General features: G+C 54.3%; 10 protein-coding genes. 6 read left to right on the top strand and 4 right to left on the bottom strand.

The annotated features are described in order from the left end of the window. Positions 1 to 35 precede the first annotated feature (35 nt). Both IE054_RS13465 and IE054_RS13460 read left to right on the top strand, forming a co-directional pair. Complete coding sequence (locus IE054_RS13465) at positions 36 to 2,450, top strand: TonB-dependent receptor (RefSeq protein WP_189407250.1); 2,415 nt, start codon at positions 36 to 38, stop codon at positions 2,448 to 2,450. 11 nt (positions 2,451 to 2,461) lie between these two features. Next, positions 2,462 to 3,808: a tetratricopeptide repeat-containing sulfotransferase family protein gene (locus IE054_RS13460; protein WP_189407246.1), complete on the top strand. Its 1,347-nt coding sequence runs from the start codon at positions 2,462 to 2,464 to the stop codon at positions 3,806 to 3,808. Here the strand turns inward: IE054_RS13460 and IE054_RS13455 are convergent. Continuing rightward, a complete protein-coding gene (locus IE054_RS13455) occupies positions 3,805 to 4,743 on the bottom strand; it encodes a LysR family transcriptional regulator (protein ID WP_189407244.1) in 939 nt (312 codons plus the stop codon). The two genes, IE054_RS13460 and IE054_RS13455, sit on opposite strands and share 4 nt — an antisense overlap. Before the next feature lie 97 nt (positions 4,744 to 4,840). On the opposite strand from IE054_RS13455, the gene IE054_RS13450 reads away from it, so the two are divergent. Beyond that, positions 4,841 to 6,280: an NAD-dependent succinate-semialdehyde dehydrogenase gene (locus IE054_RS13450; RefSeq protein WP_189407242.1), complete on the top strand. Its 1,440-nt coding sequence runs from the start codon at positions 4,841 to 4,843 to the stop codon at positions 6,278 to 6,280. 1 nt (position 6,281) lies between these two features. Continuing rightward, positions 6,282 to 7,568: a 4-aminobutyrate--2-oxoglutarate transaminase gene (gabT, locus tag IE054_RS13445; protein WP_189407239.1), complete on the top strand. Its 1,287-nt coding sequence runs from the start codon at positions 6,282 to 6,284 to the stop codon at positions 7,566 to 7,568. A gap of 83 nt (positions 7,569 to 7,651) precedes the next feature. Here the strand turns inward: gabT and IE054_RS13440 are convergent, their stop codons facing one another. Beyond that, positions 7,652 to 8,533, bottom strand: a complete 882-nt coding sequence (locus IE054_RS13440) for a LysR substrate-binding domain-containing protein (RefSeq protein WP_189407238.1) — start codon at positions 8,531 to 8,533, stop codon at positions 7,652 to 7,654. Positions 8,534 to 8,633: 100 nt separating this feature from the next. On the opposite strand from IE054_RS13440, the gene IE054_RS13435 reads away from it, so the two are divergent. Beyond that, entirely contained in the window at positions 8,634 to 9,761 is a 1,128-nt protein-coding gene (locus IE054_RS13435; protein WP_308428284.1) for an S-(hydroxymethyl)glutathione dehydrogenase/class III alcohol dehydrogenase, read from the top strand. A gap of 45 nt (positions 9,762 to 9,806) precedes the next feature. Here the strand turns inward: IE054_RS13435 and IE054_RS13430 are convergent, their stop codons facing one another. Then, a complete protein-coding gene (locus IE054_RS13430) occupies positions 9,807 to 10,889 on the bottom strand; it encodes a polysaccharide deacetylase family protein (protein WP_229805154.1) in 1,083 nt (360 codons plus the stop codon). Between the two features lie 66 nt (positions 10,890 to 10,955). Here IE054_RS13430 and IE054_RS13425 point away from each other — a divergent pair, with 66 nt between their 5' ends. Then, positions 10,956 to 12,293, top strand: coding sequence for an MATE family efflux transporter (locus IE054_RS13425; RefSeq protein WP_229805152.1), 1,338 nt, complete (start codon positions 10,956 to 10,958; stop codon positions 12,291 to 12,293). Positions 12,294 to 12,421: 128 nt separating this feature from the next. On the opposite strand, the gene IE054_RS13420 is transcribed toward IE054_RS13425, so the two are convergent. Beyond that, positions 12,422 to 13,759: a serine hydrolase domain-containing protein gene (locus IE054_RS13420; protein ID WP_189407234.1), complete on the bottom strand. Its 1,338-nt coding sequence runs from the start codon at positions 13,757 to 13,759 to the stop codon at positions 12,422 to 12,424. Positions 13,760 to 13,806: the final 47 nt, after the last annotated feature.

The raw sequence follows: 13,806 nt of genomic DNA, 5'->3' as shown, positions 1-13,806 counted from the left end.
AGTAAAAAAATAACAGGTTGAAGGGGAACAGACTGATGAAACAATGCCAAACTAAACGCTTTGCACTGACACCACTGGCGGTGGCGATGGGCGCTGCGCTGTGCAGCCAGCTTGCACTGGCCCAGCAAAATGATGACGACGCGCCTGATGCCGGTGTTGTGGAACGTATCGAAGTGACGTCGTCGCGCCGCGTATCAACGGTAGAAGAAACACCGTATAACCTGTCAGTGATTAATGGCAGCGAGCTCAGTGAGCGAAATATTGTGGATACGGTCGAGATGATCCGCAGCGTCGCGGGTGTCACCGCGGTTGACCGTGGCTATCGCAACTCCGGTGTACTGAACAATATTATCATACGCGGTATGAACGTCGATTCATCCGGTAACGGTGACTTTGCCCTCAATGCGGCGCCCACGGTGTCTTCGTATGTTAACGATACGCCCCTGTTTGCTAACTTTATTCTGAAGGATATTGATGCGGTAGAAGTACTGCGCGGGCCGCAGGGGACCCTGTACGGCTCTGGCGCGCTGGCCGGAACGGTACGGTATCGGATGAAGCGCCCGGAACTGGAATATTTCAACGGCAGCGTAAAAGGCGCGATCAGCCAGACAGATGGGTCCGAGGGTATAAACCAGAATTATGACGCGCTGATCAACGTGCCTGTCAGTGACTCAGTTGCGTTTCGCGCCAATGTCGGCGTAATACGCAATGACGGCGTTGTCGATTACACCAATGTGTATGCGCTCAATGGTGAAGGTGATCCGGTGGCCGAAGGCGGTGACGTGGCTGAGGGTGATCCGGTATTCCGCAGCGTTGAAGATGCCGATACAGTGGATATCGATTATGGCCGGGCATCGTTGCTGTTTGAGCCTTCCGATACATTCAGCGCGCTGGTGTCGTATCAGTGGCAGTCAGATGATATTGGCGGACGGCGTCAGGTGACGACCGGTACAAACTGGGTGTCGGGTACCGAGCAAGCCTATGATGAGTACGAAAACGGGGCTATTCAGCTGGAACCCTCAGAGCGCAAGGTAGATCTGATGGCGCTTGAGCTGGAATGGAACCTGGGCTTCGCCACGCTCTCATCGAGCACCTCAGATTATGAGCACACCGGAAGTTCAGTCAGCGACAATACCGGCTTTTATGCCCAGAACAACTGGTTTGGCTGGTTTTATGGCGGCACACCTCGGCCTATGGCCAGTGCGCTTCGCTCCTACGAAGATGAAGGCTTCAGTCAGGAGATCCGTCTGGTCTCTGAGCCGGGCGAGACCTTTGACTGGATTGTTGGCGCATTCTACCTTGACCAGCAAACCCGCGCCACGCAGGACAGTGTAATGCCAGGCTTCAGCGAATGGGCACAGGCCAGCGGATTTGATGAAACATTGGCGAGCTGGGGTGGCACGCTGACCGATCAGGACTTCCTGTACCGTGATAATGGCGAGGTAAAAGACCTCTCAGTGTTTGGTGAGCTGACCTGGCATATTAATACAGACCTGGATCTGACCGTTGGCTTACGTCGCTTTGATAACGAAATTTCCAACGACACCCTAATTGAGCTGCCAATATATCCAGGCGCCTCTGAGGTGACAGCGTCAACCGAAGAGAGTGATACCTTGTTTAAGGCAAACCTCTCCTATGACGTCAGTGACGAAATGATGCTCTACGCAACGGTCTCCGAAGGGTATCGTCGTGGCGGAACCAGCGCGGTACCGCTGACCGGCGGCTTTGCGGAGAACCCGGAATACCTGAGCTACGACTCAGACTCGGTGACCAACTATGAGCTGGGGGTTAAAGGCAACACCGGCGAAGTCTTTTACGCCGTGACGTTGTACCGCATGGACTGGGACGACCCACAACTTAACGTGACAACGCCGAACTGGGGGTTTTATGCTGCCGTCAACGGCGAGTCAGCACGTACCCAGGGGGTAGAAATAGAAACCCGTGGTTATATCACTGACAACCTGGAATACGGGCTGCAGTACGCCTATACCGATGCCGAACTGACTGACGATCTCTACATTCCGGCGGGTACGCAGGATTCGCCCAGCGAGGTACTGCGGGCGGTTGACGGTGAGCGCCTGCCAAGCACGTCAGAGCACACCTTTAGCGCAAATCTGCAGCATTACATGGAAATGGAAGGCGAGTATTACCTGCTTTCCCGAGCCAGTGCCTATTACCAGTCTGATTCACGTAATTCACTGGGCGATAATCCGGTCTTCGACATCATGTTGCCGTCGTTCTGGATTGCTAACCTAAGTACCACTTTACATGCCACAGACTGGAGCGCTACTGTATACGTGAAAAACGTATTCAACGAAGAAGGCGTCACAGGCGTGCTGTCGGAAGGCTACATGGGTACGGATCCGGAAGAGAATTTCTACGGAAATGCGTCTAAGTCTTATATTACTCAGCCACGCACGATTGGTATTGCCTTTCAGTATCAGTTCTGAGGAGTCAGCAGGTGGAACACCTTATCCGGCCTCACCTTGAGGCCGGGCATTTTACGCAGGCGCAGCAGGCGATAAAGGCTTACCTGACATCGCTGCAATCGCCGACCCCACCTCAGGTGGCCGAGGCAGCGTTCTGGAGCTCCCAGGCCAACGACTTTGAAACCGCTGCAACCCTGTATCAACAGGCCTGTCAGGCACAACCTGATCACGCGACTCACCACTATAACCTTGCCACCGCGCTTAGAGTGTGTGGGGACATTGCCGGTGCCGAAGCGGCGCTGAATCGTCATATCGCGATAAATCCGTCGGACGCCGAAGCGCAATGGTTACGCATCAGTTTACGTACCCAGTCGCCCAGTTTGGCCCGCGAAAATGCGCTGAAGGCGCTTACCGCTGATGCACACCCGCCTAAACAGCGGGTACACGCCTGGTATGCGCTTGGCAAGCTGTATGAAGACACGCATCAGGATGATGCCTGTTTTGATGCCTATGCAACAGGAGCGGCATTGCGCCGTCGGTACCTTAAATATCAGGTCAGTCAGGATCAGGCCATTATGCAGGCCATCCAAACCACGTTCACCGCTAACTGGCAGTCGGATACTGCGTCAGGCACAAAAGGTCACAATCAGGTGTTTATAGTGGGTATGCCACGCAGCGGCACCACGCTGGTGGAAAGCCTGCTTGGAGCCCACCAGGGCGTGGCAATGGGGGGTGAGCTGAATACCTTTTCCGCTGCCATGATGGCAGAGGCGTCCCGCTTAAAAAAACCAGAGTCGGTACTTAGCGCCATCAGGCAGACGGCGCAGGCTGACTTTGCCGCAATGGGCGATGCCTACTGTCGGGAAACCGCTGAGCAACGTGGCACGCAGGCGGTGCTCACCGACAAGCTTCCGCTTAACTTTCTGTATCTTGGACTCATCCGAAAAGCCCTGCCTCATGCGCGGATCGTGCATGTAAGGCGACATCCTATGGATACCATCTGGTCGGTGTATAAACACCTGTTTACCCATGCTTATCCGTTTTCCTATTCACTCGATGAAATCACAGCGTACTATAAGGCTTACCGCACACTGATGTCGCACTGGCAGACCCTGCTGGGGGATAATCTGTACACGCTTGATTATGAGACGCTAATCCATCAGCCGGCTGAAGAAATGGCACGGCTGACGGCATTTTGCGGCATTGAGTATGATGCTGATTGTCTGGCGTTTTATCAGCGCGATGTCAGTATCACCACTGGCAGTGCCACGCAGGTCAGGCAGCCGATAAACAGCAACAGTGTGGGGACATGGCAGCGCTTTGCACCGCAACTCGCAGAGGTGTATGACAGCCTGACCGCTGACGGTTACCTTCCCTAAAGCCCGCCTGACCAGCCCTGCTCACTGTGTATATGGCGATTCAGCGCATCGCGAAACAGGGTGATTTTTTTGGGCTCGGCCGGTACCTGCTTATGCACCAGCGACTGCGCAAAATTATACTGGTAGCGCGCAGGCTGTAGCAGCCTGAAGGTGCCGTCGGTCACTTCTTTTTGCACATGGCTGCCAGGCAGATACCCGATAAACCGGCCCGATGCAATTAGCGCTTTGCGCGAATCAAACTGATAGGCATGAGCGCCGGCTTTGAGTTTTTTGAGCTGTTCCCGCCCTGCCTGACTGATTTCAACACCGGGTACCACCGCGGCGTGTGTGGCGATAAGCGAGTCGCTAATCTGTTCATCCGGCACACTGAACAGCGGGTGGTGCTGTGCGCAGCACAGGTAAATGGGTTCCTGCAGCGTGTCGCTGTAGGACAATCCCGCCATTTTGCGATAGCCCGGGAAAATGCCGACATGCGCTTTATCTTTCAGCAGTGCCTGTTCAATGTTCTCGATGCGGTCGCCATCTAAAGTGAGAGTCAGTCTGGGCGCCTGTTGAAGTAATGTATCGACAGTGCGTGCCAGCAGGGCATGACGGGCTTCATCCAGTACGTCGGCATGCAATACGACCAGCGGCCCACTGATCTCATCGCTTAACTGCGACACCGCATGTGAAAAATCACCCAGTGCAGAAAATAATGGAAGACAGGCCTGATAAACGGTCTGCCCATCCGGGGTCAGCACAAAGCCGCCACGTCCGCGGTGACACAGGGTGAGGCGCATGCGCGTTTCCAGGTTACTCATATGGACGCTGATGGTCGAGCGGGTAATCCCCAGTTCATCTTCTGCTGCGGCAAAGCCGCCGTTTTCCACCACAGACTTAAACACTTTCAGTAGCTTCAAATCATATTCAGTAATGGCGCGACCGGCAATTTTCAAAAGTTTTATCTCATCAAACTAAACGTTGAATGTTTGTTATTTAACGATCTTATGCCCGCTGATTCAATAGGTGCATACCAAAGACAGGAGAGATGTGATGACAACAAACACTACATCACTGATGATGCCAGGGTCGCTGATTAACGGCGAGTGGCACGAGAGTCAGTCGAGGTTTACCGTGCGTGACAAAGCCAGCGGCGCGGTGCTGACCGAAGTGAGTAACGCCCAGCCGCAGGACATGGCGCGCGCAGTCGATGCAGCCCATAACGCATTTGCGTCCTGGCGCCAGACTACCGGCAGTGAGCGCAGCAAGCTGCTGATGGCCTGGTACAACAAACTGGTGGCGCACCGCGATGAGCTGGCGGAATTGCTGTGCCGTGAACAGGGTAAACCGCTTGCAGAGGCAAAAGGCGAAATTGACTATGGCGCAGGCTATGTGCGCTGGTTCGCCGGAGAAGCCGAGCGCATTAATGGTGATATTCTTGATGGTCTGCATGCCCGTCAAACCGTGCAGGTAGTAAAAAAGCCGGTTGGTGTGGTAGGCGCGATCACGCCCTGGAATTTTCCCAATGCGATGATCGCCAGAAAAGCCGCTGCTGCACTGGCGGCAGGCTGCACTTTTGTTGGCCGTCCCGCATCCGAAACACCGCTAAGTGCGCTGGCGATGGCGGCCCTTGCCGAACAGGCGGGGGTGCCGCCAGGCGTACTGAATATGGTGACGGGAACCGACTCACGGGGAATGGGCGAAGTGCTCACGCAGTCGGAAAAGGTCGCCAAGTTTTCGTTTACCGGTTCGACACGGGTTGGGCAGCAGCTTATCAGGGACTGTGCCTCTACGGTTAAACGCGTGTCGATGGAGCTAGGCGGTAATGCGCCCTTTATTGTGTTCAGTGATGCAGACATCGAAGCAGCGGTGAAAGGCGCCATGCTGGCCAAGTTCCGAAATGCCGGCCAAACCTGCGTGTGTGCGAATCGCTTTCTGGTGCAGGCCGATTGTCATGATGCATTTGTTGATGCCCTGTCTGAAAAGGTAGCCGCACTGACCCAGGGTAATGGCCTTGAAGGTCCGGATTTAGGGCCGCTGATCAGCGAGCAGGCGGCAGCCAACGTGAATAACCTGGTAAGTCAGGCGCTGGAAGAAGGCGCTGACAAGCTGACACAAACAGCCTGGTCCGGCGGTGCCTTTTATCCACCCACGCTACTTACCGGGGTGACCGGGCGCATGGCGATTTTCAACGAAGAAATTTTTGGGCCGGTAGTAACGGTTACTCCGTTTACCGACGAAGATGAGGCTGTGCGTCTGGCCAACCAGACCGAATACGGCCTTGCCGCCTACCTCTATACCCAGGATTACACCCGCATGCAGCGGGTCGCAAGTCAGCTGGATTTTGGCATGGTTGGCATTAATGACGCGGCCATTTCAAACCCTGCTGCGCCCTTTGGCGGCGTTAAGCAGTCTGGCTTTGGCCGGGAAGGCTCCAGGTACGGCCTGGATGACTATCTTTCACTTCAGTATCGCTGCCTGGGAGGTTACTGACATGGCAACAAATCTATCACTTCAGCAACGTAAACAGGCAGTGTTTGCTAACGGCCAGGGCAATCTTTACCCGGTATATGTATCCCACGCGAAAAATGCGGAAGTCTGGGACGTGGAAGGCAACCGCTACCTCGACTTTGGTACGGGGATCGCGGTATGTAACACCGGACACGCACACCCTGCGCTGGTGGCGGCGGTGAACGACCAGATGGAAAAGTTCAGCCACAGTTGCGTGATGATCAACCCTTATGAAAGTGCAGTGTCACTGGCAGAAAAGCTCACTGCTCTGGCACCAGGTAACAGTGCAAAGAAAGCCATGTTCGTTACCACCGGCGCGGAAGCGGTGGAAAATGCCGTTAAAATCGCACGTGCGCACACCGGACGACGCGGCGTAATTGCATTTAACGGCGGCTTTCATGGACGTACAAACCTGACCATGGGACTGACTGGCAAAGTTACCCCGTATAAAGACCATTTCGGTCCCTTTGCCGGTGAGATCTATCATGCCCCCTACCCCAATGCACTACACGGAATTAGCGAGGAGCAAAGTCTGGCGGCACTGAATACGCTAATGAAAGTGGCGATTGCGCCCCGAGACGTGGCAGCCATTATCATCGAGCCTATTCAGGGCGAAGGCGGGTTCTATGTGGCCTCGCCTGAATTTCTTAAGGCGCTTCGCGCACTGTGCGACGAGCACGGCATTGTGCTTATCTGTGATGAAATACAGTCTGGTTTTGCGCGCACCGGCCATATGTTTTATACCGAGGCCGCAGGGATTGAACCCGATTTAATGACCATGGCAAAAGGTATCGCGGGCGGGATCCCCATTTCGGCGGTCGTTGGTAAAGCCGGGATCATGGACAGTTCACCGCCCGGGGGGCTGGGCGGTACGTACGGTGGCTCGCCACTGGGTTGCGCAGCTGGACTGGCGGTACTGAAAGTGATTGAGGATGAGCAGCTGCTGACGCGGGCAGGCATGATCGAGCGCCGGTTTAAAGAGGCACTGGGTGCACTGCAAACCCAGTTTCCAGAGGTCATTGCCGATGTGCGCGGCCACGGCGCCATGATTGCTCTGGAACTCATGTGCGACGGTGATCCGGCCAGGCCAAACCCCGCGCTGACCAAAGCCGTGATTGCAAAAGCAATGGAGTATGGGCTGATACTGCTGGCCTGTGGGTTTCACGGCAATGTGATCCGCTTCCTGCCACCGCTGACTATTCCGGAAGCACACTTACGCGAAGGTCTGGAGGCGTTCACAGAGCTGTTTCAGGAGGTCGCTGCGTCGTAAGAGTAGCGGTCAGGTCCGGTTAATTGCTTTTGACCGGACACGCCGGGTTGCCCCTGTTTCGGCAAGTCGGGGAAATAAAGTTATCATGTCTGTAACTGCGCCTGCAGATAGTCAAGCAGCAGGCTGACACCGGGCGCAACCCAGCGGGTTTGGGGGTACAGCCCCCAGATGCCTTCGCTGTCAGGCCGCTGGTCGATGAGAATCTCTACCAGTGTGCCGTCTTTAAGGCAGGGCGCGACATACTCTTCGGGCAGCTGAATAATACCTATATCCTGCAGCGCACAGTCGCGCAACGATAAGCCGCTATTACATCGCAAGCTCCCTGATACATTCAGGGTTTGCTCACGGCCGTTGTCGGCGAACCGCCAGTAGCCGAGAGAGCCAACCAGACAGTTGTGGCTGTCCAGATCGGATAAACGGGTCGGGCAGCCATGTGCAGCCAGATAGCCAGGTGACGCGCAGGTATGCACTTTACGGCTGGCGAGCTGGCGGTGGCGCAGGCGACTGTCCTGTAGTCGCCCCAGTCTTATCGCCATATCCAGACCCGCATCGACAATGTCCAGGCGCGCATTAGATAGCTCAATATCCAGATGCAGCTGCGGATAACGCTGCTGAAAGGTGATGAGCAGTGGCATCAGCACCCGTTCACCATAGTTTATGGGCGCGGTCAGTCGCAGTGTGCCGCGGGGACTGGCCTGTTGCTCCGTTAACGCCCGTTCGCAGGCATTAAAGCCATCAATTAACTGTCGGCACTGCTGGTAATAACGCTGCCCGGGTTCTGTTACCTTTACCCGACGTGTGGTGCGGTGCAACAGCTGCACGCCCAGCCGCTGTTCTAACTGACTCACCTGGCGACTGACCTGCGCATTGGACACCTGCAGCCTGCGGGAAGCCGCCGTAAAGGAGCCGCTTTCCACAACTCCGACAAACTCTGCAATACCCTGCCAGGTGTGGGTTGCTTTCATTGTTACACCACAGTAATAGTGAATTTATAATATCGATATTATCATTTTTAATGCAGTAATGTAGGCTTGCCTCATCATGGTTAACAGGAATGAGAGTTCGATGACAGCACAAACAATAACCTGCCGCGCAGCGGTAGCCTGGGGGCCTGGCGAGCCACTAAAAATAGAACAGGTTGAAGTTGCGCCTCCCAAAGCTGGCGAGGTGCGCATTAAGGTCATTGCGTCGGGTGTGTGCCACACCGATGCATTTACACTATCGGGTGATGATCCGGAAGGCATCTTTCCGGCCATTCTGGGGCATGAAGGCGGCGGCATCGTCGAAGCTGTGGGTGAAGGCGTGACCGGGCTGGAGGTTGGTGATCATGTGATCCCGCTTTATACGCCGGAATGCGGTGAATGTAAGTTCTGTAAATCCGGTAAAACGAATCTGTGTGGCAAAATTCGTGACACGCAGGGCAAAGGGCTGATGCCGGATGGCACCACCCGGTTCGCTGTTGATGGCAAGCCGGTTTATCACTACATGGGATGTTCGACATTTTCCGAGTACACGATATTACCTGAAATATCGCTGGCCAAAATCAATAAAGAGGCGCCTTTGGAAGAGGTGTGTCTGCTGGGGTGCGGCGTTACTACCGGTATGGGCGCTGTTATGAATACGGCTAAAGTGGAAAAAGGCGATACCGTGGCTGTGTTCGGCCTCGGCGGGATTGGTCTGAGTGCCATTATCGGGGCAGCGATGGCGGGCGCCTCCCGGATCATTGCCATCGACATTAATGAAAGTAAGTTCGACTTAGCGGCTAAGCTTGGTGCAACAGACTGTATTAATCCTAAAGCGTATGACAAGCCGATTCAGGAGGTGATTGTCGATCTCACAGACGGCGGCGTGGATTACTCTTTCGAGTGTATTGGCAATGTCGATGTCATGCGCTCGGCGCTGGAATGTTGTCACAAAGGCTGGGGAGAGTCTGTGATCATTGGTGTGGCAGGCGCTGGTCAGGAAATTTCAACACGACCATTTCAGTTAGTCACCGGTCGTGTATGGCGCGGCACCGCGTTCGGTGGCGTGAAGGGACGCAGTGAACTGCCCGAGTACGTCGAGCGATACCTGGACGGGGAGTTTAAGCTGAGTGACTTCATCACGCATACCATGCCACTGGATGACATTAATAAGGCGTTCGATCTGATGCATGAGGGCGAAAGTATTCGCACGGTGCTTCAGTACAACTGATAGGGATCTACAGCGCGCCGCCGGGCGCGCTGTGCAGTGACTGCTCTAGTCAGGGTATCTGCCATTCTTATCGGCGATAAAAAACGGCTGAGAGTACCAGTAGTAGCGGCCACTGTGCGCTTTTGACGGTGCCGTACAGTTAATCCGTGAACGACCCACCGGCAGCGTCATATCCAGTTCTGCTGTTAAGGTCATCCCGCTAACCTCGACCGGTAGCGCACTGCCCTGATAATAGCAGGCAGCCTGCGACAGGCGCACATCATCGCTGGTAATGTTGAGTGTCAGGGGTGTCTCTATTTCGCGACTGCTTCGCTGCGGCGGCAGACCCGAGTTTTCGTCCAGCGGCATTGCCAGGCTGTCGAGTTTAATTTTCAGCTTATCCAGGTCGGCATAAATCCCGGCGGCAGGAAAGCGCGGTAACGCAGCAAAGTTACTGTGTGGGCCCACGGCGCCGGAGTGTTGTGCAAAGCCCGTGTAGCCTTCCTGTGTGACTTTGTCTGCCAGCGCCTGATTAAACTCGCCAAACGGATAGGCCAGGTATTTCAGTGACTCGCCGGTTTTCTCTTTGAGTTTCTCTTCGGCCTGCGCCACGTTATCCCACACCCGAACCAGCCACGCATCGTCGCGTTCTTCTGCTGATTTTTCCAGCATATGCATATGGTTCAGTGTGTGATTGGCAAATATCGCACCTTCTTCCTGCATTTTCTGAACCTGTTGCCAGGTCAGCTGTGAAGGATTACTGCCAATTTCGCCCGGATTAATAAACACCGTGTAGGGAAACCCATACTCGCGTAATACCGGATGGGCATTTTCCAGAATATTCGCAAAGCCATCGTCAAAGGTGATCACTACTGTTCTGTCCGGCAGCGCCTCACCGGCTTTCAGTGATGGCATGACCTCCTTTAGCGACAGTACATTGTAGTTTTCATCAAGAAATGCCATGTGCTTTTTAAACGTGTCCGGTGTCACCGAGGTGCTCGCCGGCGTATCCTTTGCAACATGGTGATAAATCAGAATAACGGCATTCGATAGTGGCTCGGCTTTCGCCACCGTGCCGGTGCAGACAACAAATAACAGGACAAACAGCGCGGTGGCCTTGGCCTGTCCCCATCTCGTGATAGACTTCATGTTTTCTCCTGTGGCAATCAACGTAAAGGCGCGATACTGGCGCCGGGCCCGTATTTGGTAATCTGAATGACAGTACGCTCGACTGCTAAGCCTCACCCTCATCGTCAAATGCTTGCATTGGCTACGCCAATGATTCTGGCAAATATTACCACGCCATTACTTGGTCTGGTGGATACGGCAGTACTGGGGCATATGGATTCACCGGCCATGCTGGCGGGGGCGTCAGTCGGTACCCTCATTTTAACGCAGATTTACTGGGTCTGCGGCTTTTTGCGGATGTCATCGACCGGACTCAGTGCGCAGGCACGCGGCCATCAGCATGCGCAAACGCAGTCGGCGGCGGTACTCTATCAGTCACTGAGTATTGCGCTTGTACTGGGAATGAGCATTCTTCTGCTGCAATGGCCGATCCAGCAGGCAGGCATTTTTCTGGCCTCACCACCATCCGATGTCACCACTCACCTGTCGCAGTATTTTGAGGTCAGAGTCTGGGGCGCGCCGGCTGCAATGTTCAACCTTGTGCTGGTTGGCTGGCTGGTGGGGCAACAGCGTACCCGCACTGTGCTTATCATTCAGGTGGTGGGCAATGTCTTAAACGGGGCACTGGATATGGTGTTTGTCTACGGACTGGGCATGTCGGTCGGTGGTGTGGCACTGGCCAGTATCATTGCCGAGTACAGCATGGCAATTATGGCACTCACTGTCGCCTTAAAGTGCTGCTGGCAGGTTCCCATCGATCCCGCCTGGTTTAATCGTGCTGCACGCAAAGTGCTGCTGACCTTAAATGGCAATATGTTACTGCGTAATCTGGCACTGCAATTGTGCCTGGCCTTTCTTACCCTGCAAGGCGCGCGGCTGGGTGAAACACCGGCCGCCATCAATGCTATTTTAATGCAGTTTTTTGTGCTGATCGCGCTGGGTCTGGATGGCATCGCTTATGCTGTTGAGGCGCTGGTAGGGGAAGCCGCCGGAGCTAAAGATAAGGCAGAGATTAAGGCGCACACGTACCGGGGGTTATTCTGGTCGAGTGTTTTTGCCGTTGGTTATGCCCTGGTATTTGCTGTTTTTGGTGAGGAAATCATAGCGTTGTTAACCGAGCATTCGGCATTACGTCAGGCGGCGGGAGACTATCTGGGGCTGATGATCCTGCTGCCCCTGCTGGGGCATTGGTGTTTTCTTTACGATGGCGTGTTTGTTGGCCTGACCCGCTCCGGTGCAATGCGCGATACCATGATCGTCAGCGCCCTGTGTGTCTATTTTCCGGTCTGGTACTTCAGCCGCGAGGCCGGTAACCCGGCACTCTGGTATGCGCTGCTTGCGTTCTTACTTGCCCGCGGAATTACCCTTGGGGCAGTGTTTATTTTTGCAGACAAAAAACAATCGCTGGTAAAGGCTGACAGCTAGGGAGGATGCCAACAAGTCTACCATCACTCAGCGAGTCCTGAAGTGCGTAGTCGCAAGGCAGGTTTCGCAGGCAATGGCCGTCGTCCTTGGTAAGTAATACACCGACCATACACAGCCACGCTCAGCAGCTACTCTCTTGAAAACGGGTAGCTGCCTCCGGCTTGCTTCAGGGTGAACGCAGAATGATCAATGCCGTCATCATAGTCGTCGAACAGAATAACAATACCGGCCGGTTCAAAGCGGAATTCCCTCGCTGAATACGGCGTAAGCGGAATGGGTTGCTGGCCTGTCGCCTGGGCAGTGAGCTGGCCCTCTTTGACGCGCATGGTAATGTTAAGGGGTAATTGCTGCGAGGAATAGACTCCCTCATACTGGCTGAGGTCCTCCACTGATAACGAAATGGCGCTTTGGTCAAAGTCCGGGAGCTCGTAGGGGCGGCCATAATACATACTTAAGACGGCAACACTGATTTCGTTTATTGAATAGTTCATGCCATTCGCCGTGACTGCAAAAGCAACATCATCGCCGTCAATGACGGCGCTCATTGACTGAAACCCATCAATGCCGCCATTATGGCCATAGGCGACTTTATCGTAGAACGGGAATTGCAGTAAGCCATGACCAAAGCCCTGATTCATCTCTCTCATTTTAGTCAGTGATGCGCCGGACGTAAGCTTGCCATTGAGTAAGGCAGACAAAAATATTGCGACATCGGTAGGTGTAGATACGACTGCCCCCGCGCCACCCGGAATACTCAAATCGGTCACCGGAGCAGGTGACCATTGCTGGTCTTGGTAGGTGTATGATCTGGCGGCGGTGTTGCTGTCGTCCATCGCGCGGCCATAGCCGGTGTTCGCAAGGTTGAGGGGACGGGTAATGCGCTTTTTAAGCTGGCTGGCATAGGTGTCCTGCGTTATCGCTTCGATAATAAACCCCAGCAGCACATAACCACTGTTTGAATATTTAGCCTGACTGCCAGGGGAGAAGTCACTGCCGAGGCTTTCAATCAGCTTTATCATCTCACTGCGTGACTTCGCCTGCGTCATATAGTCACGGTAGTCAGGCGTATCGGTAAAGTTATGGATCCCACTGCGGTGGCTTAGCAACATGGCGACGGTTATGTCCCCGGCATTTTTTACTTCCGGATAAAATGTCGCCAGAGTGGTATCGAGTGACAGCGCTTCTTCGTCAATGAGTTGAAAGATCATCGTTGCCGTGAAGACTTTAGTAATCGAGCCAATACGGTATTGCGTGTGGATAGTCGCGTTTTGCTCTTCCCCGGCGTGCGCAACCCCCGTCGCCTTTTGGTAAACCGGTTTACCGTTTTTGACAATAGCCAGACTCAGCATGGCTTTGTCGTTTGCTTCCAGTGTCTCTAAATACTGATCCAGCCTGGCTCTGTCAAATGCCTGCGCTGAAGCCGTGCAAACAAAAAAGCAAAGCAGCGCGAACAATCTCGTTTTCATCAATTCATCCTTGTCATCATCGTAAATACAAAACGTGCAGATACCGT

Origin of the sequence: Alteromonas halophila (assembly GCF_014651815.1) — a bacterium.
In the GTDB taxonomy this organism is placed as follows: Bacteria; Pseudomonadota; Gammaproteobacteria; order Enterobacterales; family Alteromonadaceae; genus Alteromonas; species Alteromonas halophila.
This window is presented reverse-complemented; position numbering and strand designations above follow the sequence as displayed.

Excerpts from the sequence above, each read along its gene's own strand:
- IE054_RS13450 (WP_189407242.1), top strand. The coding sequence starts at position 4,841 with ATGACAACAAACACTACATCACTGATGATGCCAGGGTCGCTGATTAAC.
- IE054_RS13420 (WP_189407234.1), bottom strand. The coding sequence starts at position 13,759 with ATGAAAACGAGATTGTTCGCGCTGCTTTGCTTTTTTGTTTGCACGGCT.
- IE054_RS13425 (WP_229805152.1), top strand. The coding sequence starts at position 10,956 with ATGACAGTACGCTCGACTGCTAAGCCTCACCCTCATCGTCAAATGCTT.
- IE054_RS13440 (WP_189407238.1), bottom strand. The coding sequence starts at position 8,533 with ATGAAAGCAACCCACACCTGGCAGGGTATTGCAGAGTTTGTCGGAGTT.
- IE054_RS13430 (WP_229805154.1), bottom strand. The coding sequence starts at position 10,889 with ATGAAGTCTATCACGAGATGGGGACAGGCCAAGGCCACCGCGCTGTTT.
- IE054_RS13465 (WP_189407250.1), top strand. The coding sequence starts at position 36 with ATGAAACAATGCCAAACTAAACGCTTTGCACTGACACCACTGGCGGTG.
- IE054_RS13435 (WP_308428284.1), top strand. The coding sequence starts at position 8,634 with ATGACAGCACAAACAATAACCTGCCGCGCAGCGGTAGCCTGGGGGCCT.
- gabT (WP_189407239.1), top strand. The coding sequence starts at position 6,282 with ATGGCAACAAATCTATCACTTCAGCAACGTAAACAGGCAGTGTTTGCT.